25 protein-coding genes and 2 pseudogenes are annotated in these 25,003 nt (G+C 32.5%); 7 read left to right on the forward strand and 20 right to left on the reverse strand.

The genetic code is table 11. The features are described 5' to 3' along the window. Nucleotide 1 precedes the first annotated feature (1 nt). From MHI13_RS20155 to pgsB, 4 genes are read right to left on the reverse strand one after another with little or no spacing between them, the layout of a single operon-like run. Nucleotides 2-163, reverse strand: a complete 162-nt coding sequence (locus tag MHI13_RS20155) for a hypothetical protein (RefSeq protein ID WP_002432774.1) — start codon at nucleotides 161-163, stop codon at nucleotides 2-4. Further along, entirely contained in the window at nucleotides 153-1,226 is a 1,074-nt protein-coding gene (locus MHI13_RS20160) for a CapA family protein (protein WP_002432536.1), read from the reverse strand. The genes MHI13_RS20155 and MHI13_RS20160 overlap by 11 nt, the downstream gene beginning before the upstream one ends. Before the next feature lie 23 nt (nucleotides 1,227-1,249). After that, nucleotides 1,250-1,702 (reverse strand): poly-gamma-glutamate biosynthesis protein PgsC, encoded by a 453-nt coding sequence (gene pgsC, locus MHI13_RS20165; protein ID WP_002432315.1) that lies wholly within the window; start codon nucleotides 1,700-1,702, stop codon nucleotides 1,250-1,252. Nucleotides 1,703-1,706: 4 nt separating this feature from the next. Further along, complete coding sequence (gene pgsB, locus MHI13_RS20170) at nucleotides 1,707-2,864, reverse strand: poly-gamma-glutamate synthase PgsB (protein ID WP_002432337.1); 1,158 nt, start codon at nucleotides 2,862-2,864, stop codon at nucleotides 1,707-1,709. A gap of 464 nt (nucleotides 2,865-3,328) precedes the next feature. Here pgsB and MHI13_RS20175 point away from each other — a divergent pair, with 464 nt between their 5' ends. Continuing rightward, the gene (locus MHI13_RS20175; RefSeq protein WP_002469876.1) at nucleotides 3,329-3,649 is read left to right on the forward strand and encodes a hypothetical protein; all 321 of its coding nucleotides are present in this window, start codon (nucleotides 3,329-3,331) and stop codon (nucleotides 3,647-3,649) included. A gap of 20 nt (nucleotides 3,650-3,669) precedes the next feature. Here MHI13_RS20175 and MHI13_RS20180 read toward each other — a convergent pair whose 3' ends face one another. Continuing rightward, on the reverse strand, nucleotides 3,670-4,524 hold the full coding sequence (locus MHI13_RS20180; protein WP_241158830.1) for an AraC family transcriptional regulator: 855 nt from the start codon (nucleotides 4,522-4,524) through the stop codon (nucleotides 3,670-3,672). A 121-nt stretch (nucleotides 4,525-4,645) separates the two neighbouring features. Between MHI13_RS20180 and MHI13_RS20185 the strand changes: the two genes are divergently transcribed. Continuing rightward, nucleotides 4,646-5,566, forward strand: a complete 921-nt coding sequence (locus MHI13_RS20185) for a DMT family transporter (protein ID WP_002432287.1) — start codon at nucleotides 4,646-4,648, stop codon at nucleotides 5,564-5,566. Nucleotides 5,567-5,657: 91 nt separating this feature from the next. Here MHI13_RS20185 and MHI13_RS20190 read toward each other — a convergent pair whose 3' ends face one another. The 4 genes from MHI13_RS20190 to MHI13_RS20205 form a co-directional block, all read right to left on the reverse strand. Then, nucleotides 5,658-6,629, reverse strand: coding sequence for an alpha/beta hydrolase fold domain-containing protein (locus tag MHI13_RS20190; protein WP_002432780.1), 972 nt, complete (start codon nucleotides 6,627-6,629; stop codon nucleotides 5,658-5,660). 105 nt (nucleotides 6,630-6,734) lie between these two features. Then, nucleotides 6,735-7,583 (reverse strand): YitT family protein, encoded by an 849-nt coding sequence (locus tag MHI13_RS20195; RefSeq protein WP_002432918.1) that lies wholly within the window; start codon nucleotides 7,581-7,583, stop codon nucleotides 6,735-6,737. Between the two features lie 154 nt (nucleotides 7,584-7,737). Next, entirely contained in the window at nucleotides 7,738-8,064 is a 327-nt protein-coding gene (locus tag MHI13_RS20200; protein WP_002432490.1) for a thioredoxin family protein, read from the reverse strand. A 66-nt stretch (nucleotides 8,065-8,130) separates the two neighbouring features. Next, nucleotides 8,131-8,538, reverse strand: coding sequence for an acyl-CoA thioesterase (locus tag MHI13_RS20205; RefSeq protein WP_002432935.1), 408 nt, complete (start codon nucleotides 8,536-8,538; stop codon nucleotides 8,131-8,133). A 184-nt stretch (nucleotides 8,539-8,722) separates the two neighbouring features. On the opposite strand from MHI13_RS20205, the gene MHI13_RS20210 reads away from it, so the two are divergent. Continuing rightward, nucleotides 8,723-9,778, forward strand: a complete 1,056-nt coding sequence (locus tag MHI13_RS20210) for a zinc-dependent alcohol dehydrogenase family protein (protein ID WP_002432333.1) — start codon at nucleotides 8,723-8,725, stop codon at nucleotides 9,776-9,778. A gap of 126 nt (nucleotides 9,779-9,904) precedes the next feature. Here the strand turns inward: MHI13_RS20210 and MHI13_RS20215 are convergent. From MHI13_RS20215 to cidR, 6 genes and pseudogenes are all read right to left on the reverse strand, one after another. Then, nucleotides 9,905-10,663: pseudogene (locus MHI13_RS20215) on the reverse strand (lysostaphin resistance A-like protein). Nucleotides 10,664-10,804: 141 nt separating this feature from the next. Continuing rightward, nucleotides 10,805-12,868, reverse strand: a complete 2,064-nt coding sequence (ptsG, locus tag MHI13_RS20220; protein ID WP_037579311.1) for a glucose-specific PTS transporter subunit IIBC — start codon at nucleotides 12,866-12,868, stop codon at nucleotides 10,805-10,807. Nucleotides 12,869-13,127: 259 nt separating this feature from the next. Further along, complete coding sequence (locus MHI13_RS20225) at nucleotides 13,128-14,867, reverse strand: pyruvate oxidase (protein WP_002432716.1); 1,740 nt, start codon at nucleotides 14,865-14,867, stop codon at nucleotides 13,128-13,130. A gap of 46 nt (nucleotides 14,868-14,913) precedes the next feature. Then, nucleotides 14,914-15,603, reverse strand: a complete 690-nt coding sequence (locus MHI13_RS20230; protein WP_002432680.1) for an LrgB family protein — start codon at nucleotides 15,601-15,603, stop codon at nucleotides 14,914-14,916. Further along, nucleotides 15,600-15,992, reverse strand: a complete 393-nt coding sequence (locus tag MHI13_RS20235) for a CidA/LrgA family protein (protein WP_016898577.1) — start codon at nucleotides 15,990-15,992, stop codon at nucleotides 15,600-15,602. Before MHI13_RS20235 ends, MHI13_RS20230 begins: the two co-directional genes overlap by 4 nt. Before the next feature lie 309 nt (nucleotides 15,993-16,301). Beyond that, complete coding sequence (gene cidR / locus MHI13_RS20240; protein WP_002432609.1) at nucleotides 16,302-17,189, reverse strand: cidABC operon transcriptional activator CidR; 888 nt, start codon at nucleotides 17,187-17,189, stop codon at nucleotides 16,302-16,304. A 178-nt stretch (nucleotides 17,190-17,367) separates the two neighbouring features. Here cidR and MHI13_RS20245 point away from each other — a divergent pair, with 178 nt between their 5' ends. Continuing rightward, on the forward strand, nucleotides 17,368-17,586 hold the full coding sequence (locus MHI13_RS20245; RefSeq protein WP_002432484.1) for a sterile alpha motif-like domain-containing protein: 219 nt from the start codon (nucleotides 17,368-17,370) through the stop codon (nucleotides 17,584-17,586). A 252-nt stretch (nucleotides 17,587-17,838) separates the two neighbouring features. Then, nucleotides 17,839-18,273 (forward strand): CHAP domain-containing protein, encoded by a 435-nt coding sequence (locus MHI13_RS20250; RefSeq protein WP_002432351.1) that lies wholly within the window; start codon nucleotides 17,839-17,841, stop codon nucleotides 18,271-18,273. 81 nt (nucleotides 18,274-18,354) lie between these two features. Here MHI13_RS20250 and MHI13_RS20255 read toward each other — a convergent pair whose 3' ends face one another. Next, a complete protein-coding gene (locus MHI13_RS20255; RefSeq protein WP_275477990.1) occupies nucleotides 18,355-19,662 on the reverse strand; it encodes a hydroxymethylglutaryl-CoA reductase, degradative in 1,308 nt (435 codons plus the stop codon). A 213-nt stretch (nucleotides 19,663-19,875) separates the two neighbouring features. On the opposite strand from MHI13_RS20255, the gene MHI13_RS20260 reads away from it, so the two are divergent. Next, complete coding sequence (locus MHI13_RS20260; protein ID WP_064210156.1) at nucleotides 19,876-21,042, forward strand: hydroxymethylglutaryl-CoA synthase; 1,167 nt, start codon at nucleotides 19,876-19,878, stop codon at nucleotides 21,040-21,042. A 55-nt stretch (nucleotides 21,043-21,097) separates the two neighbouring features. Here MHI13_RS20260 and MHI13_RS20265 read toward each other — a convergent pair whose 3' ends face one another. Beyond that, nucleotides 21,098-21,616 carry a methylated-DNA--[protein]-cysteine S-methyltransferase gene (locus MHI13_RS20265; RefSeq protein WP_002432684.1) on the reverse strand — a complete coding sequence of 173 codons (519 nt, stop codon included), beginning with the start codon at nucleotides 21,614-21,616 and terminating at the stop codon, nucleotides 21,098-21,100. 95 nt (nucleotides 21,617-21,711) lie between these two features. Between MHI13_RS20265 and MHI13_RS20270 the strand changes: the two genes are divergently transcribed. Continuing rightward, the gene (locus tag MHI13_RS20270) at nucleotides 21,712-22,029 is read left to right on the forward strand and encodes a YrhK family protein (protein ID WP_064210155.1); all 318 of its coding nucleotides are present in this window, start codon (nucleotides 21,712-21,714) and stop codon (nucleotides 22,027-22,029) included. 139 nt (nucleotides 22,030-22,168) lie between these two features. Here the strand turns inward: MHI13_RS20270 and MHI13_RS20275 are convergent, their stop codons facing one another. From MHI13_RS20275 to feoB, 3 genes and pseudogenes are all read right to left on the reverse strand, one after another. Continuing rightward, complete coding sequence (locus tag MHI13_RS20275; RefSeq protein ID WP_002469886.1) at nucleotides 22,169-22,633, reverse strand: hypothetical protein; 465 nt, start codon at nucleotides 22,631-22,633, stop codon at nucleotides 22,169-22,171. A gap of 196 nt (nucleotides 22,634-22,829) precedes the next feature. Further along, entirely contained in the window at nucleotides 22,830-22,991 is a 162-nt protein-coding gene (locus MHI13_RS20280; RefSeq protein WP_023351110.1) for a FeoB-associated Cys-rich membrane protein, read from the reverse strand. Between the two features lie 12 nt (nucleotides 22,992-23,003). Then, nucleotides 23,004-24,999: pseudogene (feoB, locus tag MHI13_RS20285) on the reverse strand (ferrous iron transport protein B). Nucleotides 25,000-25,003 lie beyond the last annotated feature (4 nt).

The raw sequence follows: 25,003 nt of genomic DNA on the forward strand, positions 1-25,003 counted from the left end.
TTTAGCTTGCCCCTTTTGAAAGATATTGCTGTTCTCCATTTTTCAATTCATTTTGTTCATAATGATCTAAACCTTCATTTGCTTTGGCAAATGTCACTAATAAGAAAATGACAATAACTAAGATGACAACGACGATTGGCAACCAATGTTTTTTAATATTCAAAAGTATAACCTCCACTATTATCTGATTTTAAATTAACTGTTTTATCTTTGATATTGTTATGGAATCTTACATGATCCAATTTATTCATATCATCTTTAGAGATTTTACCGTCTTTTGACTGAATTGGTGTGATATGGAATTTATTATGTTTTCCGTTCCAATCTTGTTGTACGACCATGCCTTTTTGATTTTTCGATAAGAAGTCATCTGAAGTTGTATTACCTAAACTATAGAAAATAGGTGTATTTTTATATTTTTCTATTTTCTGTACAACTGAATTATGACCAACAATAATGTCAGCACCTGCATCTGATAATGCGTGCGCATATTCTTTTTGTCTATCAGTTACATTTCTTTCATTAGGAATACCCCAGTCAACATTAACTACTACGTAATCATTGTTTTCTTTTAACTTCTTAATAAGTGGATAAAAAATCTTCGGATCTAAACTGATTGAAGTCGTATTTTTTAAAGGTTTAGTATAATTTGATTCAACATCTGTAAATGATACATTTGCGACTTTCTTACCTTTAATTTCTTGTTGAACAGTTTTACTATTTATAGGATTTGAACCATTTCCTGTTAAAAAGTTATAACCTGCTTGAGATTCAACTTTTCTCATTAACTCTGTCGCTTGAATATTATCAATAGACTTGTTGATGAGATTTACACTTTTAATATTTTGTTTACGTAAGAACATGATATTTTCTATGTTTTTATTAAGATCATCTTTTTGATTTTTTGAAAATTCATTAACCAATAAAGAAGCCGAAGAAAAATCACTATTCTTTAACGTGTCTTGAATTCCTGCAAATACATCATTCAAATTATTTTGGCGAATGTGTTTATTTAAAGTAATGTTGCCTAAGTATGTAAATCGAAGGCTATTTCCACTTTTAGCATCACTTTTGACAGGATCGACATGTATTGCTCTGATCGCAAATACTAATAGAATTAAAGCTAATAAAAGGACAATCGCCGTGTAAAGCGTGTTTCTTCTTTTATGTCTTTTAGACTGTTTAAGTAACCACTCACTGGGCGATAATCGTTTTTTCTTTTTCATTAATACGCGCTCCTTGTTCGTGATTAGTTGATAAAGCTATATAAGAACAAGATGACATAAGTAATACAAGTTAATAACATTGTAGTTGATAATGTAATTACGACACCTTGCTTTTGAACCGTATTTGCAATGATTCCTGGAATGACAACACCAATACCTGAAACTTCAACCATCTCAAATGGCGTGAGAGGATAAATTAAGTCAAATATAAACTTGAGTACCATACCAGTTAAAATCATAGCAGCGAATTTTCTTCTACCATATAAAATCACCCATTTACTAATACCGTTATTAACAATAAAGTAAGTTAAACAACTAATAATCAATACTGATAATAACATTATGGGTTGATCAAAAATTAAAGCTAAGTAACCAGGAACAACAAGTCCTGCCGGGTTGATCCCGAATTTCTCAGCAAATATTAAACTGAGAATAACACCTACGAATAAGGAGAAATATAACTCTGAACCTATCATTTTTTTATTCTATCCCTTCTATGAATTCCGCTATTCTTCCACCCGGGCCGTGGATGTTTCCTACACAAAAGACAAGTGCATTTTCTGACTCATGCATAATTCCTTTTTCAATTTCAGAGAATTCTTGCCCTTCGTAATTTAAATATTTCTTATCTGGCATTTTTTGCATTAGGTTTGAAACCATTTGCGTACTCTTACCAGTACAAATTAAAACATCATAATCAACATCTTCTAAGAAATTTTCAACGAATAATTGTGTTCTATCAATTCTATCTGAACGACAATTTAAAATGATAATTTTCTTTTTGTATGGATAATTATATGATTCAACTTTATTCAAAATTGCCTTTGTAGATTTTGGTTCATTTGCAGCAAAAGCATTAACAAAGACATTTTGCGTGTTATTTGCATGGAAATATTTAATACGCACCGCACCTGGATCGGCTGGGGCATTTAACATACCTTGAAGTGCTGTTTCATAATCTACACCAACAGCCTCTGCTATACCTAAGACAATGGCAACATTATCCGGGAAGACTAAGTAGTCAAATTTTCTTAAGTATGATTCAGGTATTTCGTCTTTATCTACAACGATGATTTCCGAATTTCGCTTTTTAGCTTCTTTCGCGAAGAAATCAGTATATTCATCTTTCATTACAACTAATTTACCATTATATGGAATAGTTGCTGTAAAGGCTTGAGCTACATCTTTAAGAGTTGGACCCAATACATCCATGTGATCTTCCATCACGTTTACAATAACGCCAATGTTTGCCTTTACTAAATCTTTTTGGAATGTAATTTGGTAGTCAGGGTTAACAGCCATACACTCATTAACAAGTGCGTTTGCTTTTTGCTTTACAACCTTACGAATAATATCACGCTGTTCACCAATATTTGCACCTTGAGGTTTTCTAATTACATCGTATTCTTTCTGTGTGAACCAGTACATCATTCTTGCATCTGTTCCAGTCGTTTTACCGATTACTCTGTAATGGTCTTCTCGAAGCACACTGTAAGCCATTCGAGTGATTGTAGATTTCCCACGAATCCCATTGATATTAATTCGTAAAGGGATTTTCTTTAGTCGATTCGCATGACGTCTTTTTTCTTTAATTCCTAGCCATAGAATCAACAGGACACACACTATAATGAGAATCAATCCGTCTTACCTCGCTTTTCTATGTAATATTAAATTGTTAATGGAAAATGATAAACACTAATTTAAATTAATTAACTCACAATTTTTACAAAAATTTAAAACGTTTCCATCATAGTAAAGTCTAAATAAAAAATTAATCAAAAGTCAATATAATCTATATAATTCATCATAATTCATTACAAATTTTTTTATTCTCTAACTAGTAGTAGACTATCATGTGCGTGTTGACTCAGTTTTAAATCTTTTAACCCAACATTAAGATAATGTAAATAAATGTAAAGTTATTGCATATACACTATGCATTTTTTAGAAAAAATGATAAATTTTATTTTTATATTGTAGAATTTTTTAATTCATTTCATATCTTTAGTAAAGTAATGAGAATTTTACTTTGAATTTACATTAGCTTAAAAAACACATGTTACCTTAAATATGAAAGTTACTACGACCTTAGGAGGATATGGATGGATAAACCAGTAAAACTCGCTGTTGGCGTCTATCTTGCAATCATACTAGTTGTTTGTAGTTGTTATCTTGCTTTTATACTTATCGGTAGTTTACAAGGTAAAGATATGAGTAATTCAGTTTTAGATAGTGATCATTCTCGTATCAACAACACATCTAGAAATAGTGATGAGGACGTAAGTTCAACATCAAGTCATTCAGATTCATCTCATTCACATTCTTTCACAACTTCTAACTACAAAAATGTAGATTCGAATAACACTCAAAATAATTACCATCAAACACCAAAAAATGCGAATTCCAGTTATCAGGTATATTGATAACAGAATTCGCATTTTTATTAATGTGATAATTGAAATTGTTTAGGTGTAACTTTGTATTTATCTTTAAACATCTGTATGAAATAACTCGTTGTAGAAAAACCGCAATCCATAGCTACTTCCGTTACATTATTATGAGTTAATTTAAGTTGCTTTGCGCCCTTTTCCAATCGATAATGCAATAAATATTGAAAAGGCGTCATACCTACATACCTTTTAAAGAGCTTAATCGTCTCTGAACTGCTAATGCAGGATATCTTACATAAGTCATGCATTTTTATTTTATATGTGTAATTCCTCTGAATAAAGTTTATGCACTCTTTTATTCTTTGATCAAAGTAATAATATTGTTTGGAATGATGAGTTTGATCAATCAGCATGACGAGATATTTCAAACAAATATAATACTCACTTAATATATTAAGTTGATAATGCTTATCTTTTGCTTCAAATAATTCTCCTACATTTTTTATTTTTTCAATTAATATCTTTTCTTCTACATTGACACCATTTATTTTCATATAAGGATGCTTATCAAGCGTATTAATAATTTGATTTACATATTTATAATTTACATAGTCTGTCGCATCAGGTAAACCAATATTCCAACAGTAAAAGGAAGTATCCGCTTCAAGCCCTTCTATTTTATGAACTACATTTGTATTAATAAACAAAGCTTGATCCTTTTTTAATACAACGGTTTGATTAGCAATTTCAATTTGAATAGTCCCACAAGTGACCACCATCAGCTGTAAATCATTGTGCCAATGCAAAGGGATATAACCTAGAATCGTTTGGTCAAGTTGAGTATGTAACATGATATGTTGCCATAAGGAATCTGGGTAATGAATAATTTCTTCTAAATTTTCTTTCAATCGGATATTTATTGTCATGGATATCAACCTCAATATATTGATACTTTTTTAAAGTAAAAAGATATATTTCTAATTATATACTATATATCATGAGATTAATCATCATTATGGAGGTGGCGAATTGAAAGGTTATAAACAATCGAGATTAAAAGGTATCTTATTCGCTATTATAGGGGCAAGCTTATGGGGATTAGGGGGAACTGTTTCAGATTTTCTATTTAAGCATGCAGGAATCAATGTAGACTGGTATGTAACTACAAGATTAATAATTAGCGGTTTATTTTTATTAGTCATGTTTAAAATAATGAATTCTAGACAATCCATATTTGTCATTTTTACTCGTGTATCTCACGTGATTACTTTGATAATTTATAGTCTCTTTGGCATGTTAATCGTTCAATATGCTTACATGGCATCAATTAATGAAGGTAATGCAGCAGTCGCTACTTTATTACAATATATTGCGCCTGTATATATCATTCTATGGTTTGCATTCAGAGGTAAAGAAAAGCTAAGGGCATTTGATATAGTTGTTGTACTCTTGACACTTATCGGTACATTTCTGCTCTTAACAAATGGTTCACTTTCTAAATTAATTGTTGCCCCTTCAAGCTTATTTTGGGGAATCTTGGCCGGATTAGCTCTAGCATTTTACACTATCTATGCGGAAAAATTATTGAATAAATATGCCTCCATTTTAGTCGTTGGTTGGGCAATGATTATTTCCGGTATAATTATGACTTTACGTCATCCTATTTGGAACGTCAGTATGACTCAATGGCATGTGTCCACGTTTCTTTATTTAATATTTGGAATTATTGGAGGCACTGCTCTAGCATATTATCTATTTATTGATAGCTTGAAATATCTATCAGCTAAAGAAACAACGTTATTTGGTACGATAGAACCTGTAGTTGCAGTTGTAGCAAGTGGTTTATTTCTAGGTGTATCATTTAAGGCTTTTCAAATATTAGGAATTATTATCATAGTCGTTCTTATTTTAGTTCTTTCTTTGAAAAAGCAACCCAATATCGACAACTAAAATGATTACCAGCCACTAAAATTTAAAAAACTCACATGAGGAAATACCATAATGAGTGATTTTTCTCATGTGAGCTTTTAACTTATCGAAATTATTTTAGGATAATACGCTTTAATTGTTCTAAGAAGCGTTCTCGTTCTGGAATAGGAAAAATAGGATAAATATGGAACAAGCTATAACCTGGTATAAATTCGTGATTAACACCCTTTTCATTCAACATAGTTGAGAATTTAACAGCATCTGGATACAATGTTTCTTTCGTACCCGTTGTTATAGTAATATGCCCCAAACCCTCTAAATCTCCATACATTGGTGATAATTTGTAATGATCTAAAGGTGCATCGCCAGCCCATAAATTGACTAAATATTTACTACCTTCAATACCCAACATTGGATCTTCTTTTTCATATTTTCGAGCTTCTGGATTACTAAATGTTGCATCTAAAACAGGTGAAATTAATACAATATGGCTTGGTTGTGGTTCACTATCTTTTTTAAGCTGTTGAGCAAACGCTAATGCAATTTGTCCACCAGCAGAATCCCCCATTATTATCATTTGTTTTGAATCATCTATTTTATTTAGCAAATGATGATACAGCTTTGTCAGTAATTCAAATGTAGTACGATAATCCCTATGTGGAATTTTTGGATAAATTGGCATAACAACCTTCGCATTTAGCGAATCAGCCAATAAATCCATGTATTCAAAATGATAATCTAATGGGTCCTGAAACCATGCTCCACCGTGTATATACAAAATAGTACGTTGATCGCGTTGTCCTTCATCATTGACGATATAAACTAAGGAACCATCGTAGTCTTTAATTTGAACTCCATGACTAAATTCATAATCTGTTCCACTATATTTACCCGCTGTTTCGTATTTCGTTTCCTCTAGAGCTTTTTCTGCATCTTGTACATTTTCAAACGTTTTTTTCATTCCAGACATGCGAATCATTTTTTCTAGTAAAAAGCTCTTATAACTTCTCTTTTCTTTGACTCTTGCATATAAAATTGTGCCGACAATAGTGGATCCTATAATGGTTGCTAATTTTCTCAACATCTGAAAGTCGACCTCCTCATTTTCTATTTAATACCATTTTAAATCAAAAATAGAAAAACTTTGAGTAAATGACTTCAACAGTCCCTAATTAAATAAGAAGATTAATTATTTAGTATTAATAAAACCATTACCTAAGACATCACGCACATCGTGTATAACGAGGAAGGCACTTTCGTCATAAGAATTAACAATCTTCTTCACAGTACCAATCTGACTTTGTGAAACAACAGCGTATAATACATCTGTATTGTTTTGCTGATAAGCGCCTTTACCACTTAATAATGTTGACCCTCTGCCAGTTGCTTGGTATATGTCAGAGCTTATTTGTCTATTGTATTCAGAAATCACTGTCACAGCCTTCTTAGGATTAAAACCTTCTACTACAAAAGCCATTGCTTTCTCCACTATGAATAGCATAACAATTGTATAAAGTACATTTGAAACCGGTAAGACAAGAAGGAAGGATAGCACGACTAAAGCATCTAAAATTAATAATGCTTGAGAGGTTTTTACTTCTGAATATTTACTTATAATTCTAGCAATAACTGATGTTCCGCCTAATGTACTTTGAGCAGCAATAACAAGTCCTGTGCCAATACCGATGAGTAAACCAGCGAAAACAGAATTGATAAAGTTTTCATGAATACCTAATCCAAAATGCTCTGTTAAATCTAGGAAAATAGAACTCGCTGTAATAGTTATTGCAGTGTATATAGCAGTCGTTCGGCTTAAAAATTTCCATCCTACAACAATTAAAATAGCGTTAATAATAAATGAACTTAGCGCCGGTGAAATACCTAATGTATAGTTCAAAATAAGCGATAGACCAATTGCTCCACCTTCACCTAAATTACCAGGAATAACAAAGCAATTGACTCCTAATGCAATAATTAACGTCCCTAGTAAACAAAAAATAACGTTTTTAAAGTGTTCTTGACGACGTTTTTTCTCCATTTGAGCCTCCTCCAAGTGTTTTCATTTTTTATATGTTTGATTTTTCTTATTCTTGAAAAAGTCACACGTCTCTAATAATAACACTAAGTTTTAGTCTACCCAATCAATGAAGTTTAAATAAAAAAAGAAATGAAACAAAAATTGTCCCATTTCTTTATTTAAGAGAATCATGCATTAACTTAAGTTGATGTTCAAACGATTGCATATCGATAAAACGTCCTTGTCTATGCATTTCCTTACCATTTAAGAAAATTAAATCTACCGGTACTGTAAAAATTGATAATTCTCCAGCAATCTCCTCTACATGAGATTGATTGACGACACCTAATTTTGCAAAAGGATATTCTTGTAATAAGTCTTGAAGTTGTGGAAGGACAGCATGACAAACGCTACAATGATCTCTCATAACATGGATAACTGATAGTTCATTAGATTGAATAAACTGGTTAAATGCATAAATACTTTGTAATGTTTGAGTCATGGTCATCACCTTCCTTTTATTTTCTATTATTATTAATTAAAACTTTTCTTTTAGCAAAGTTTTTATTTAATTTTTAAGAATATCTTGAAATACTTGTGGCATTTTTGTGATTTTTTCTCTATCTAAATCATAAAATCCACCCATTTGAGACCCTACGCAATGCACTTTATCACCAGACGCGATTTCAAATTTAAAAACCCATTTCAATTTACTAGCTTGAACAAGCCAACATCTACCCACTGGGCGATCGTGAATCGTTATAGGCACTTTATATTCAATTTCAGTTTTCATAAGGATTGGTGAAATGTGATTCTTAATCATCTCTGAGTAATTCATATATTGATTAATAAATACTGTTCGTAAGTCTTCAAACCATCTGACATAAACAATATTACTAACAATACCCATAGCATCAATATCGTAATTATTCACTTCTATCTGTTTCTCAGCTACTAATTTACCTTCATGATTCATAACTCATTCTCCTTTACTATATTCAATTTTATTTTACAACGTTATTTACAGATTTTCATTTAGATAAACTGATTAAGATTAATATGAGTAAATTTACTATTTGTCATAAAGATGACTTAAACCGCTTACAAGAAGCATGGTATAATTATTGTGAAAATATTCACAATATTAGGAGGTTTTGCTAATGAAAGCATACAACTATGTTAAACCCGGAGTGGCTGAACTCATTGATAAAGAAAAACCAGAAATTACTGAAAGTACTGATGCTATTATAAGAATGGTTAAAACAACAATTTGTGGAACTGATTTACATATTATTAAAGGAGATACTCCTGAAGTTACTGAAAATACAACTTTAGGTCATGAAGGTATTGGTATTGTAGAATCTGTTGGTAGCAACGTTAATAACTTTAGAGTCGGTGATAAAGTTATCGTATCTGCTGTTTCTTCATGTGGTAAGTGTTACTACTGTAAAAAAGGTATATACGCTCATTGTGAAAATGATGGCGGATGGATTCTTGGGCACTTAATCAATGGTACTCAAGCTGAGTATGTTAAAGTTCCTTTCGCAGATAACTCTTTATATCATGCACCCGCTTCTTTACCTGATGAAGCACTTGTAATGCTATCAGACATTTTACCAACAGGTTATGAAATTGGTGTATTAAAAGGAAAGGTCAAACCAGGAAGCACTGTTGCAATAGTAGGTGCTGGTCCAGTTGGTTTAGCTACACTGTTAACTGCACAATTCTTCTCTCCTTCTAAAATAATCATGATTGATTTAGACGATAACCGATTACAAACAGCCCGCTCTCTTGGTGCAACGCATTTAATTAATTCTAAAAATGTCGAAGAGGCTATACAAAAAGTGAAAGAATTAAATCCTCGCGGTGTAGATGTAGCCATTGAGGCAGTAGGTATCCCACAAACATTTGACTTATGTCAAAAACTCATTGGTGTCGATGGTACGATTGCGAACGTCGGCGTTCATGGTCTACCTGTTCAATTTGATATAGACAAACTTTGGATTAAAAATATCAATGTAACCACAGGATTAGTTTCTGGTAATACAACTGAAGAATTGTTAGAAGCTTTAAAAAGTAAAATTATTCAGCCTGAACAATTAGTTACACATTATAGTAAATTAAGTGATATTGAAAATGCCTACGAATTATTTAGAAATGCAACTGACCATAAAGCAATTAAGTTACTTATAGAGAATGATATTACTCCAGTATAATATACCCTTTTTTATACACTAATTTTTATACACTAAAAAAATAAGCATTTAATTCTTACTTAATCATTATGTGACAGATGACCAAGTTTGAATTAAATGCTTTTTGCTAAATCAAAACTTTCATTATTATTTAAAATAGAAATATAAGTAAATAATTAAAAAAGGTAGCGTTGTTAAAGAATTGTTAAATATATGTACCATCATACTGTCCTTCAAGTTTCGCCTTCTATCATAAGCAATATAGAGAATAATTCCCATTAAAAAATAAATTGCATAAGAAAATATATTTGATGATAGGTGTTGAGAGCTGAATATCAATGATGAGAAAATTAAGGGTAGCCAAAAGCGGCATTTCATAAATAAAGTTTCCTTAAAGATTCCTCTAAATACCAATTCTTCTAAATATGGTCCTATGATACAAAGACACAATACGGTTACTAATACAATAGTGGGATGAGGTAAATGGCTTTTATCCATAAGTGAACTTAAACTGTCATCTATTGTTTCCTGATTTTGTGTGTTTGAATTACCTGTAAAAATAAACATTAAAGCATTCGCACTAATACTACAGAGAATTACGAGAAAGAAAAAACCAATATTGATAAAGATATCTTTAATACTCATCTTAAAATCTTGATATTCATAAGTACGATATAAATAATAGGATCTTATCCCCTAAATGATTAAAAGTGTAATTCCTAGAATAAACATACTCATCGCTATTGTATACCAATCATTCAGTCTTAAAGATAATGGAAGTGCAACAAGTGATAAACCCACAGGAACTTGTATTACGACTATCATTATTACGTAAATGAGAACATTGATTATCTTGTTCCCTTGATGTCTAACTCTAGAATTCTTGTTTATTTTAGAATCACACATACTCTTGACCTCCAGCTTTAGTGATAACATTTATGTAACTTACATTACTACATTGCTATTTATTGTTACCGTTGTCAATGTTATACAAAAAAAGTGCACATCTTTGAAATCTCAAAAATATGCACTACCAATTATGTGTTATTAAATTTTCATTATAACTTTTCCTGGATCTACAGATTTAACATCTTCAATTGTTAATGTTTTATCACCTAAATTTGTGATAATTACCGGCGTAACAATACTTGGTGCGTTATCTTTTAGATAAGCTAAATCAATTTTCATTAAAGGTTGACCTTGTGTTACAGTTTCATCAGCTTGAACAAAGCTTTCAAAGCCCTGTCCATTCAATTTAACTGTATCGATACCAATGTGAATTAAGACTTCTACACCTGTATCTGATTCTAAACCAATCGCATGTTTCGTTGGGAAGATGGTTTTCACTGTACCATCAAATGGTGCTACAATTTCGCCTTTTTCAGGAATGAAACCTACGCCATCGCCCATCATTTTTTCAGAGAAAACTTTATCCGGAACATCCGTTAATGGAATCATTTGACCATGTCCAGGTGAATAAATTTCAGTTTCAATGACGTCTTCTACATGAACTGGTTCATCAGAAATCTCTTCAGTTACTGTTGTCTCACTAGGTTTAGTAATTTCTCCACTCATAATCTTTGCCATGTCATGCTTAATTTGATCTGATTTTGGGCCAAATATAGCTTGCATGTTATTTCCTACTTCTAGAACTCCAGAGGCACCTAACGCTTTCAATCCTTGAACGTCTACCTTCGATTTATCTGCGACTTCAACTCTAAGACGTGTAATACAAGCATCTAGATGTTTAATATTTTCTTTACCGCCCATAGCATCTAATACATCAAATGGTAATTTAGCAACACTTGAATTGCGTATCTCTTGTTCTTTATCTTCACGACCAGGTGTTTTTAATTTAAATTTTCTAATTGCAAAATCAAATAAGAAATAATACACAATCGCATACACAATACCTACTGGAATAACCCAAAGCGCGTTTGTGCGATGCCAGTTAAGTAAACCGTATAAAATATAATCAATAAACCCTCCTGAGAAAGTCATACCTATTTTTACACCTAACAAGTGCATGACCAAGAAAGAAGTACCTGCTAAAAACACATGAATCACATATAAAATGGGTGCCACAAATAAGAATGAGAACTCTAATGGTTCAGTAATACCTGTTAAGAAAGAAGTTAAAGCTGCTGATAACATTAAACCTCCAACAACTTTCTTACGTTCTGGGCGAGCATTTTTATAAATGGCGAATGCTGCCGCTGGTAAACCAAACATCATGAATGGATATTTACCTGTAGTAAATGCGCCAGCTGTAAATGGCACGCCATCTTTCAATTGTGCCATCCAAATTCTTTGGTCCCCACGTACTAAATCTCCAGCGTGATTTGTATAATGGCCAAATTCAAACCAAAATGGTGCATAGAAAATGTGATGCAGACCGAATGGAATAAGTGATCGCTCAATAATCCCAAAAATAAACGTAGTTAAAGTTAAATTCTTATTCAATAAGAAGTTTGAAAGACCATTTAAACCATCTTGAATAGGCGGCCAAACAAAACTTAATATGATACCTGTCGCAATTGCGACAACTGATGTCACGATAGGTACAAAACGCTTCCCTGCAAAGAAACCTAAGAATGCTGGTAATGTAATGTTATAAAATTTGTTATAACACCATGCAGCTAAGGCCCCCATGATAATACCACCGAATACACCTGTTTGAAGTGTCGGAATTCCAAGAATTAATGCATTAGCAGGATCTTTAGCTGCTTGGCTTAATTCCTTAGCACCATTTGCGTATGAGAATATATCATCAATAGTGATATGTAGAACTTTACCCATTGTCGCATTCATAATAAGGTAACCTACTAGTGCTGCAAGTGCTGCTACACCGTCTCCTCCTGCTAAACCAAGTGCTGTTCCGATTGCAAATAATAATGGTAAATTGTCAAAAACCACTTGTCCTGAAGCTTCCATAACTGAAGAAATTGCTACAAACACAGGATGGTTTAACCACGGTGCAAGGTGAACAAGTTGTTCATTATGCATTGCATTACCAAATGCAAGCAAGATTCCGGCAGCAGGTAATATTGCTACTGGTAGCATTAATGCTTTACCAATACGTTGTAACTGCCCAAATAGCTTTTTAAACATATTAAACATTCCTCTCCATCTATAGTTGATACATGTAATGGCATAAAAAAAGACATGAACAAACAAGACCATCATTTTCTTTAATAACTCAAAAAGATGGTAAACCTCATTTGCTCATGCCTGCATAACCAGTAACACGCAATATTTAATATTTATTTACACTAAGTATACACAGTTAATAAAGCGTTTACAAGACAATTTTTTTATTTTTTATATAAAAAGAACCCGACTTAATAAGTCGAGTTCTGTAAATCATCTATTATAAGAAACGTTTAGCTGCTACAGAGATTGGTGGGATTTGATCAAAGTCTAAGTTTTTATCTTCAGTGATTGATCTGTAAGCCCATCTACTATAACCTAATGCTTCTTCGTTAACGATTTTACCTGGTAATGGTGCAGCGTTAGGATCAACGTGTACGTCTACGATAGTTGGAACGTCTTGAGCCATAGCTTCTTCAACGATATCGTCTAAACGACTAGCATCTCTAACAACATAACCTTTACCACCAGCAGCTTCAGCGAATTTAGCGTGATCCATATCAGAGAAATCAATCGCATATTCTAATTCACCAGCAGCTTGTTGTTCATATTTAATGAATGATAATTGTTTATTGTTTAATACGAATACAGTCATTGGTAAATCATATTGAACTGCAGTTGCGAAGTCTTGCATTACCATTTGGAATGCACCGTCACCAGCGATAGCAACAGCTTGACGGTTAGGGTAAGCAATTTTAGCTGCCATAGCACCTGGAAGACCGCAACCCATAGTACCTAACCAACTTGAGATGATGAATTTGTTATTAACTGATAAGTTTAGGTAACGAGTTGACCAAACTGTAGCAGTACCAACGTCTGCTGAGATAATAGCATCATCTTTTAAGTTAGCATTGATTGCTTTCATTAAGCGTTCTGGACGTAATGGTGATTTGTTATTATTTTTATCTTGTTCCATCCATTTATCCCAAACAGCTTTACGTTCTAATGTTTTATCTAAGAATTGACGTTTAGCAACGTGTTTAATATTTTCAGTTAGTTGATGGAAAGCAACTTTACTGTCGCCTAAAATACCAACATTGATGTTGAAACGATGACCTAAGTTAGCTTCGTTTGTATCAATTTGGATAGCTTTGATGTTTTTCTTAGGTAGATAGTCTACGTAAGGATAGTTTGTACCAGCCATGATTAATAAATCAGCATCTTGGATTGTTTGGTAAGATGTTTTAGTACCAATTTTACCTAAGTTACCAATGCTGTATGGATGATCATCAGGTAAGATTGTTTTAGCTGGTAATGTGTGAATTACTGGGATTTTAGCAGCTTCGATAAATTCGCGTAATTCATCTTTAGCGTGTTGAGTACCCATACCAATAATCATTACTGGTTTTTTAGCTTTATCAATTAATTTAGCAGCTTTTTTAATGCTCTTGAATTTAGGAGATACTGGTTTAGGTTTAGTAGTATCTACTGCACGGTTTGTAGTATCTTTAATTTTTTGAGTTAATAAGTCGTTAGGACAAATAACTACCGCTACACCTTTTTTCTCATAAGCTGTACGGATTGCTTCATTAACGATTTCAAATACATTGTCACCTTTTTGGATTTGGTGGTTGTATACAGCAACGTCTTCACATAATTTAGAAAGATTAGTTTCTTGGAATGCTTTAGTACCTAATAAAGTACTATTAGTTTGACCTGATAAAATTAATTGAGGAACGTTGTCCATTTTAGCATCATACATACCGTTTAATAAGTGAACTAAACCAGGTCCACCGATACTTAATGCAACACCAATTTTACCTGTCATTTTTGTGTAACTACCAGCAGCTAAACTTGCTACTTCTTCGTGACGAACGTGGTAGAATTTAAATTGATCTCTTACTGTACGTAAGCTATCTACTACTGCGTCAATTGAGTCACCTGGAATACCATATAAGTGGTCAATATCCCAAGCTTGTAATGCTTTAACTAATGCTTCATTTGCTTTAATTTTTGCCATTTTTACAAATAGCCTCCCTTTCTAGTATACGAGTACATCTTTCCCTTTAGTAAAACACTAAAATCAGTATTGGTATTAAGACTGAACTTATGACAGCCGTGAGAATCATACCAATAGAACTAAATGCTCCTGATTCTATATCTAATTCCAATGCTTTTGCAGTACCGAAGGCGTGTGAAGCATTTCCATAAGTTAATCCTCTAGCAATAGAGGATTTGAAACCTCCCATACGCAATAACATTGAACCTAAAATACTGCCGATTAAACCTGTAGTTATAATAAAGAGTACAGTCATTGTATCTGTGCCTCCCAATTCTTGGGAAACTTCAATACCAACTGCTGCAGTGATTGATCTTGGTAACAGGGTGACAATCGTGTCTTTAGAATAACCAAAGATTTTCAACGTTGTAAATACTAACACAAAATTAAGAAGTACACCAGTCAGTACGCTTGCAAAAATGATAGACAGATATTTCTTTATTTTGTGTCTGTTTTCATATAGTGGATAAGCAAGACAGACGACTGTTGCATTTAATACATGGTTAATCCATGTACCACCTTTCATATACCCTTTGTAACTTACTCCGAAAACTAATAGTATAATTATTATCCCAATTGATGCTATCAGCGCAGGGTTTAATAATGGATTTTTATATTTATCTTGGAGTCGCTTAGAACCATAGTACAAAATGACTGTTAATAATATCATGAGAACGGCTTGTAAATAATCATTCATGACTGATCTGTCCCTTTAGTTATTTTGTCTTTTCCTACCATTTTTTCAGCTATAAAGCCTGAAGATAAAGCAACTACACATGTACCTATAATAATTACGATAAAGAATAATACATAATTTAACGTTATATCAGAAGCTACATCCATAATACCTACCACTGATGGGATAAAGAAAAATACCATTGTCTTGAGTAAGAAATTAGCCCCTACATCAATCCAACTTTCTGGAATAATCTTAAACTGTAAAAGTAAGAAGAACAATATTAAACCAACTATACTACCTGCTAGGGGGATGTGTAATAATTTCTGCACTTCTGTTCCTATATAGGTAATCAGTAATATCAGTGCAAGTTGAAGTACTAACTTAACCAAAAATTTAGCCCTATACATAGTTAACATCCCTTTCTATCAAATTGTGTCTAAATTGTTACTAACTTTTTTCAGTGTTATTTACTATTATAATACTGACTCTTCTATAGTAAAAATACATTTTAAGAATGTTTTCTATTCCTCTAATCTATGAAACCGTTTACATATCATACTCAATTCTTAAGTTCTTAATCACCAACTGTTATTAGCATTGGTTTGAAACGTAAAAACACAAATTTATGATGACTCAATAGCCAACTCATAAATAAAAGATATGAACTGGCTATTGTAGTCTTAATAATCAATTACAATTGAGGCGAACATATTACTCTACTTTTGTTCAGTCAATTTTTCTTTTAAGAACTCTATCCATTTATTTGTCGCATGACTTAAACGCTTATCTTTTTTCCACACTACCCCAAGTTCCCATTCTGTATTAGCATTTTCGAGTTGAATCATTTTCACATCATCATTTAATAACTCTGAGATAGTTGCGGGTAATATTGTAATTCCTAACTTATTGATGATGAGATTCTCGATAACGTTCCATTGTGAAATTTGAGAAGCCATATTAGGAACGAACCCAGCGTTTTTAGCATTTTCGATAATTTTATCATTCAAATAAAAATCTTCATTAAATAGTATAAAATTCTCTTCAGCGAGTTCTTCCATCTTAATTTTAGTTTTATAAGCTAATGGATGTTCCCTATGTAATACTACTCTTAAATCTTCTTTATTGAGTGAAATAGATTCAAATAAATGATGATCGACCGGTAAAGTCGTTACACCGATATCCACTTCATCATTTAAGATGAGGTTCTCTGTGGTTTTCCCTCCACTTTCGATAAGATTATAAGTAATATTTGGATATAATTGATGAAAATCACCCAAAATCCCTATAAATTTACGCATACTCATAACTGCAGACATACTAATGTTAATATGCCCTGTTTCTAACCCATACAGACTATTAATTTCTGTAGGCAAGTTATCATATAAAGAAATAATTTCTTTACATTTATTGAAGAAAATTTTCCCAGCATCTGTAAGTACTAAATTTCTTTTACTTCTATCGAATAAGGGGACAGCCATTTCTGCTTCGATATCTTTAATTGCTTTACTTATTGTAGGCTGAGCGATGTATAAAGATTTAGATGCGTTTGTCATTCCACCTTGTTTTACGACTTCGACGAAATATTTCATGTGTTTAATGTCCACGCATATCCCCCTTTTTTATAAATAATATATTAATTATACAATATGATTGACCTTTTTAGCGATTAATAATTTTCCTAAAAGAATTGCATAGTCAAAATTCTTAATTAACAAGTATTTTTAAATAATTAAAATATGTTACAATGTCTGTGGCTCATATTACATTTTTTGAGGTGAGGAATTGAGCTTTTACGAATTTATGCAAAGTTTCCATGGTGATGACACACCGTTAGGTGAATTGGTTGATTGGATTAATCAAGATATCAATTTTCCTAAAGAAGTGAAGAGCCATAGTGAAATATTGACATATTTTCGAAATAATCCATGTCCTGAAAACATACCTGTGACAGTGATCAAACGCGCACTTGCTGTTTTCAACCAATTCACCCAAAATGTATAATGACCGTTAATACATTACGTTTAACATATTCTTTATACATGAATGCATGGAGTTAATCATCTCGCAAGACGTCCTACGGGGCGTCTTTTTCATTGTAAATTGCATACAATATTAACTTTATTACAAAATGAAATACAATATTTCAAGAACATTACATTTGCTTGTACAATTCATTTCTTATATTGTATTACGTATTTTTAAAGATTATTATATATACGGTTAAAAAATAAATACATTTTTTGGGGAGAAGCAATGAAACTTAAAAAATTATTATCACGTATTATTATCGCTACTGGAATCATGTTCACTGGAACTTTAACATATCAAACTATAGAACATACGCACGTATCACACGCTGCTTCATATAATTATTACAGCAAACATCAATGCACTTGGTGGGCCTATAAACGTCGAGTTCAATTAGGTAAACCTGTTTCTAATAGATGGGGAAATGCTAGGAACTGGTACTATAACGCACGCCGTTCAGGTTACTCAACGGGACACAAACCAAAAAAATACGCTGTTATGCAATCTACTGCAGGTTATTATGGGCACGTGGCAATTGTAGAGAAAGTATACAATAGTGGAAGCATTAAAATCTCAGAGTATAATTATAATGTTCCTTTAGGTTACGGAACACGTATTATTAGTAAATCATCAGCACGTCATTATAATTATATTTATTAATATAAAATAAGCCATCAAACAAGTATGAAACCATATCAACATTTACTTATGGAATTCATTACCCGTTTGATGGCTTTTTAATTATGATTGACGTAATTCTTCTAAAATTTCTTTAGATTTAGCTGTATTAGCGCGTGTTTCATGTTTCAATGCTTCCGCAACTTTAGCAATTTCTTCTCCTTGTGCTCCAACAACAATTGCTAATGATTTATATTGTAAGCTCATATGTCCTTGCTGTATACCTTCTGATACAAGCGCACGACAAGCTGAAAAGTTTTGAGCTAAACCGACTGCAGCTACAACATGACCTAACTCTTGGGCTGACGCTACATTGAGTAAATCGAGCGAAGCTTTTGCAATAGGTAATACCTTCGTGCCACCACCCACAATCGCCAAGGTCATAGGTACTTCAATTGTACCGATTAATTTTCCACGTTCTTTATCATATTTCCATGTCGCAATTCCTCTATATTGACCATCACGACTAGCATATGCGTGTGCACTCGCTTCAGCACCTCTTGTATCGTTACCTGTAGCAAGAACTACTGCGTGAATACCATTCATTACACCTTTGTTGTGAGTAGCTGCACGATGAATATCAACTTGAGCTAATACTGAGGCACGTTCCATACGGTGTGCTACCTCTTCGCCACTTCTCTCACCTCTATTTAAATCGTTAACATCTATTTCGCCTTGCACTTTAACTACTGAAGCCGTCGCGTGATTAGATAAAATACTCATTAAAACATCTTTTTCAGGGAATTCGTTTTTAAGATGAGCAGTGATTGCTTCAAGAATTGTATTTAACATATTAGCGCCCATCGCATCTTTAGTATCAACATATACTTTCAATGATAGTAAATGTTGCTCAGGGAACGTATCTATTTCAATACGTTGGTAACCGCCCCCACGTTCTTTAATAGATGGATAAGCCTCATCAGCAATTTGATGTATTTGTGGTTCAAGTGCTTGGATATCTTTAGATAATTGTTCTGTATCTTCAATATCGTCAAACACAATTTGACCGATCATTAATCTTTGACTTGAGATTGTTTTAAAGCCACCACTTTGGTTAACAAGTTTCGCTCCATAACTTGCGGCAGCCACTACTGAAGGCTCTTCAACCATCATTGGCACCACATATTCTTTATCATCAACAATAATTTTAGGTAATAGTCCAACTGGTAGAGTGCCTTGACCAATTACATTCTCAATCAAACTATTTGCCACTTCTTCATTAATAAGAGGATGACTAAGTAATGAATCATAATTATCAGTACTGAGCCATCCATACTCGACTAATTGCTTTAATTTATCCTCTCGAGATAAATGTCTAAATCCTTTTTCTAAACTTTTCATGAGTAAACTCCTTTTATATGTATCTTTCAAGTTATTTTAAACTTTTAAATATTTATTTTCCGGAAAATTAAATTTCCAATCATACCATATAGACGATTAATTTAATGATAACAATTCATCGTGTAAAACGCTTACATTTCTATTATACTTTGATGAAATATTCTGTTATATTTCATTGTATAACATTGTATTGGTTTGATATGATACTAATGCTACTTTAAAACTGAAAGGATGATTCGCCTTATGAACATAGGTATCGATAAAATAAACTTTTATGTACCAAAATATTATGTAGACATGGCAAAGCTTGCAGAAGCACGCCAAGTTGATCCAAATAAATTCTTAATAGGAATCGGACAAACTGAAATGGCAGTAAGTCCTGTCAACCAAGATATCGTATCGATGGGTGCTAATGCTGCTAAAGATATTATAACAAACGAAGATAAAAAGAATATTGGAATGGTAATTGTAGCAACTGAATCTGCTATTGATAATGCCAAAGCTGCAGCAGTTCAAATCCATAATTTATTAGGTATTCACCCCTTCGCACGTTGCTTTGAAATGAAAGAAGCATGTTATGCTGCAACTCCTGCAATCCAACTTGCTAAAGACTATCTTGCACAACGTCCCAACGAGAAAGTTCTAGTTATCGCAAGTGATACTGCACGTTATGGTATTAACTCAGGCGGAGAACCTACTCAAGGGGCTGGTGCTGTAGCAATGATGATTTCTCATGAGCCTAGCATATTAACATTAAACGATGATGCAGTTGCTTATACCGAAGATGTTTACGACTTCTGGCGTCCTACAGGTCACAAATACCCACTCGTTGCAGGTGCACTATCTAAAGACGCTTACATTAAATCATTCCAAGAAAGCTGGAATGAATATGCACGTCGTCAAGGTAAAACACTATCTGATTTCGAATCACTTTGCTTCCATGTACCTTTCACCAAAATGGGTAAAAAAGCTTTAGATTCTATCATTGATAATGCTGATGAAACTACACAAGAACGCTTAAAATCAGGATATGAAGATGCAGTATATTATAACCGTTATGTTGGCAACATCTATACTGGTTCATTATACTTAAGTTTAATTTCATTACTAGAAACACGTGACCTTAAAGGTGGTCAAACAATTGGTTTATTTAGTTATGGCTCAGGTTCTGTTGGCGAATTCTTCAGTGCAACACTTGTAGACGGTTTCGAAAAACATCTAGACATTGAAGGACACAAAGCATTGTTAAACAATCGTACAGAAGTTTCCGTCGAAGAATACGAATCATTCTTTAAACGTTTTGATGATTTAGAATTCAATCACGACATTGAACAATCAGATAAAGACAATAATCTCTTCTACTTAAAAGACATTAATGACGATATTCGTGAATATCATATTGCAGAATAAATCATGGACAAATATTAAAAGCTTGGAAGTCTTACCTAAGACTCCCAAGCTTTCTTTATGGCTTTGTACTATATTTCGGTCTATAAAGCTGAGACATATCAACATTTTCAATTTCTAGCAATTTAATTTTATTATCTATCGTGCCACCGTAACCTGTTAAACTTCCATCCTTACCTACCACACGATGACAAGGTATGATGATAGAAATCGGATTACGACCTACTGCCCCTCCTACAGCTTGAGCAGACATTTTTGGCTTACCTAACTTTTGACCAACACTTTTTGCAATGTTTCCATATGTTTCTAAGTCTCCATATGCTATTTTTATTAACTCATCCCAGACCTCACGCTGAAAGTCGCTTCCATGTGGTGCTAATGTAAAATCTATAACTGGATGATTACCTTCAAAATATTTTTCTAGCCACTGAGTCACTTTTTGAAATAGTGGTAAGTCCCCTTTTGTTTTAACATTTTCTATATGTTGGTTCGGATATAAAAGATGCGTAAGTGCAGAACCATCACTAATTAATTGCAGTTCACCTAGTGGGGATTGAAATTTCGTTTGATATTGCATTTCAATAACTCCTTTATCATATAATACGATTGCTAAGTTTAACTCTATTATTGAATGGGAATTTTTAACTCAATAAACATAGTGGAGGTAATAATATGATTCAGCATAAAAACGATGTAGATCTTCATTTTAATAAAAATAACTTAAGTCCTAAAAGTCAAAACCATGCCAATGAAATTACTACTTTTTACAAAGCACTGTATCAAATTAATGATATCATGTTAGGTTTAATATTTCTGGTTGGAAGCTTTCTCTTCTTTAGCGATAAAACAATGATAGCCGGCACAGTCCTCTTTGTTATCGGTAGTCTTCAAATGACAGCACGACCAATTATCTCATTTATACATGATCTCAAATTATCTAATTATTATAGACGCCTATATAAAGATGAATTAAAAAATCAATCTGAATGAAGGTTGTGTGGTGATAGCATTCTTAAGTTTGTTTTAATATACTAGTGAATCGTAATAATTTTAATAAACATAAGTTGAATACTTTAAAAGCTGAGGCAATAAATAAATGCCTCAGCTTTTCACATATCATAAAAATTAATTATTCAAAATTATATAGTTCATAACCTTTATCTTTCGCATACTCTAAAGCGACAAGTTCTAAAATATTTATAAAGGCAGGTTCATCTTTAACTTTAATATATTGGAAAGTTAAACTATGTTCTTGAGCAGTGATACTTTTTAAATCAGATTGATCTAAGTTTTTACTTTGGGCAAACCCTTTTCTAAACTTTGTTGTACCACTATCTGAATGAGAGTTATATTGTCCTAATTTAGTGTATAAGTCTTTATTTATAGGTTTATAAGTCGTTGAGTACCCACCAGTTTGTCCTACGTAAACTGGTTTCTTTTGATCAAAAATAACATAAACCCCATACTTATCTTTGACTTTCTCACGATCTTCTTTTGTGAAAGCCAAAGCTTCTTTTTTATCATATTTAAATAACTTTTTTAATTTCTTCTTATTATCCTCTAGTAAGCTATCTAGTTTCTTGCTACCTTTCATTTATTAAATCCTCCATATTAATAAAAATTTACATTCTAAAAAAATAGTTACATATAATATATCACTTTTTAAAAAGTTTAATCATTAGAAAAGTAAATTAATAATAACTCAATATTTACTTAATATAAAAAACTTCCCTACTCTTATTTATTAAAATGAGTAGAGAAGTTCTTATTTGAGGAGGATTTTTTTAGTTCTATGATGGCGAAGACTTTTTAGAAGAAGAGGTATTGCAATGACATTGCGATTTACAACTTCCACATTGACCTGCTTTAGATCGTTTAAAGAACTTAAATAATGTATACACCGTATAGCTTACAATAACTGCGATAATTAAAATGTTTAATAATACATACATAGAATCACTTCCTTACGTAAATAAATGGCTAACTTGATAAAACATTAATGTTAAAATGTAGGCTGTTAATACTGGATAGATGACAGCAATAAGTGTCCATTTCCAAGAGCATGTTTCTTTTCTAATAGTGGCGACCGTAGAGATACAAGGTACATATAATAGTATAAATATCATAAACGCATATGCTGAAATTGGAGTGAATTGGTGTTGAATCACATTGACTAAACCATTCTCATTGGATGAATAAAGTATAGCCATTGAACTAATAATAACCTCTTTTGCTAAAAAGCCTGGTATCAATGTTGCTCCTGCCTGCCAAGTTCCAAAACCTAAAGGAGCAATAATAGGAGCAAAAACTTCTCCAAGTATGTGCATAAAACTTTGATTAATTTTCACATTAAATCCATTAGGGCCCATATAAGTTAAAGCCCAAATCACTACTGAACCACCGAAAATAAATGTACCTGCTTTTTTCACAAAGCCTTTTGCCTTTTCCCATGTACTACGCCATAACGTTCTAATTGAAGGTACACGATATGTTGGTAATTCCACGATAAAAACCGAGTCTTCATTTTTCAAAATAAATTTATTCATAAAAGTACTCACTAAAAGAGCAATCAGAATGCCAATTAAATATAAACTAAGTACGATAAGTGATTGGTATTCTTTAAAGAATACACCTACGAACAAAGCATAGACGGGTAACCGTGCTGAACACGACATAAATGGCGCGATTAAAATAGTAATAAGTCGCTCTTTTTCATTTTCAATACTACGCGCAGCCATAATACTTGGAACATTACATCCAAAGCCAATAATCATAGGAATAAACGACTTTCCACTTAAACCAATGGATTCCATAGTCTTATCCATCAATACGGCAATCCTAGCCATATAACCTGAATCTTCGAGCAATGAAATAAAGAAGAATAAAACTACGATTTGAGGAATAAATACTAATACTGAACCTACTCCAGCAATAATACCATCAGTAATTAAGTCTTGAAGAAACGGTAATAGATGCAATTGTTGCATCAGTAGTTTTATCCAATCGGTTAATTGACCACCGATGAAATCTTCCATTTTATCAGATAAAGGCGTGCCCACCCATGTGAAAGTGGTTTGAAATATTAGCCATATAATACCTAAGAATATTGGAATTCCTAAATATTTATTCATAATAATTTTATCTAATTTAGCTGTGAAAAATTGTTTTTCTTCTTCCGGATATTCAACAACATTTTTTAAGATATTATCTATAAATGCTTCTCTTATAGCTTCTATACGTTCGCGTACGCACATATTAGAGTGTTTATCTAAGTTTTTTTTTTATGGGCTCTAGAAGATTAATCAACTCAGCCCCTAATTCTTCGTTAATTTTGACATTATCAAGCAAATATTGAATTGCTATAAAACGTATTCGTTCATTTGGATACGACGTTTCTCTCTTGATAATTGAGCTAAGTCGTTCGATAGCTTCTTCAATCTCATTGCCATAATCAATTTTGAAGTGTTGTCTTTGATCAGATTTCAAGAATTGAAGTTCATGCAATAAAGTGTTTGTACCTTTAGCTTTTCTTGCTACTATAGGAAAAATAGGTACTTTTAACTTTCTCATTAGAGTGTCATAATTAATCTTTAAACCATGTTGAATAGCTACATCCATCATGTTTAAACCAATAATTATAGGAACATTGAGTTCTAGCAATTGAACAGTTAATTGCAGATTTCTTTTAATTTGACTAGTATCAATAATATTAATCATTCCAGTAAATGATGTTTCCATCAGAAATTCTGTAACAACTGTTTCATCTTTAGTGATTGGTGAAAGATCGTATACACCAGGTAAATCTATTAATTGTCCTAGATTTTCTTTTAATTTACCTACTTTTTTCTCGACCGTCACACCGCTCCAATTCCCAACGTACTCATAAGATCCTGTCAATGCATTGAATAGAGATGTTTTACCTACATTAGGATTACCTAAAATGCAATAACTTTCATTCATATCA

The organism is Staphylococcus sp. FSL K6-0223 (assembly GCF_038008285.1).

What these genes read in the sequence shown, in the direction of transcription:
- MHI13_RS20160 (WP_002432536.1), bottom strand. Translation starts at nt 1,226, where the DNA reads ATGAAAAAGAAAAAACGATTATCGCCCAGTGAGTGGTTACTTAAACAG.
- pgsC (WP_002432315.1), bottom strand. Translation starts at nt 1,702, where the DNA reads ATGATAGGTTCAGAGTTATATTTCTCCTTATTCGTAGGTGTTATTCTC.
- MHI13_RS20175 (WP_002469876.1), top strand. Translation starts at nt 3,329, where the DNA reads ATGGATAAACCAGTAAAACTCGCTGTTGGCGTCTATCTTGCAATCATA.
- MHI13_RS20190 (WP_002432780.1), bottom strand. Translation starts at nt 6,629, where the DNA reads ATGTTGAGAAAATTAGCAACCATTATAGGATCCACTATTGTCGGCACA.
- MHI13_RS20195 (WP_002432918.1), bottom strand. Translation starts at nt 7,583, where the DNA reads ATGGAGAAAAAACGTCGTCAAGAACACTTTAAAAACGTTATTTTTTGT.
- MHI13_RS20200 (WP_002432490.1), bottom strand. Translation starts at nt 8,064, where the DNA reads ATGACTCAAACATTACAAAGTATTTATGCATTTAACCAGTTTATTCAA.
- MHI13_RS20205 (WP_002432935.1), bottom strand. Translation starts at nt 8,538, where the DNA reads ATGAATCATGAAGGTAAATTAGTAGCTGAGAAACAGATAGAAGTGAAT.
- MHI13_RS20210 (WP_002432333.1), top strand. Translation starts at nt 8,723, where the DNA reads ATGAAAGCATACAACTATGTTAAACCCGGAGTGGCTGAACTCATTGAT.
- ptsG (WP_037579311.1), bottom strand. Translation starts at nt 12,868, where the DNA reads ATGTTTAAAAAGCTATTTGGGCAGTTACAACGTATTGGTAAAGCATTA.
- MHI13_RS20225 (WP_002432716.1), bottom strand. Translation starts at nt 14,867, where the DNA reads ATGGCAAAAATTAAAGCAAATGAAGCATTAGTTAAAGCATTACAAGCT.
- MHI13_RS20230 (WP_002432680.1), bottom strand. Translation starts at nt 15,603, where the DNA reads ATGAATGATTATTTACAAGCCGTTCTCATGATATTATTAACAGTCATT.
- MHI13_RS20235 (WP_016898577.1), bottom strand. Translation starts at nt 15,992, where the DNA reads ATGTATAGGGCTAAATTTTTGGTTAAGTTAGTACTTCAACTTGCACTG.
- MHI13_RS20250 (WP_002432351.1), top strand. Translation starts at nt 17,839, where the DNA reads ATGAAACTTAAAAAATTATTATCACGTATTATTATCGCTACTGGAATC.
- MHI13_RS20260 (WP_064210156.1), top strand. Translation starts at nt 19,876, where the DNA reads ATGAACATAGGTATCGATAAAATAAACTTTTATGTACCAAAATATTAT.
- MHI13_RS20265 (WP_002432684.1), bottom strand. Translation starts at nt 21,616, where the DNA reads ATGCAATATCAAACGAAATTTCAATCCCCACTAGGTGAACTGCAATTA.
- MHI13_RS20270 (WP_064210155.1), top strand. Translation starts at nt 21,712, where the DNA reads ATGATTCAGCATAAAAACGATGTAGATCTTCATTTTAATAAAAATAAC.
- MHI13_RS20275 (WP_002469886.1), bottom strand. Translation starts at nt 22,633, where the DNA reads ATGAAAGGTAGCAAGAAACTAGATAGCTTACTAGAGGATAATAAGAAG.
- MHI13_RS20280 (WP_023351110.1), bottom strand. Translation starts at nt 22,991, where the DNA reads ATGTATGTATTATTAAACATTTTAATTATCGCAGTTATTGTAAGCTAT.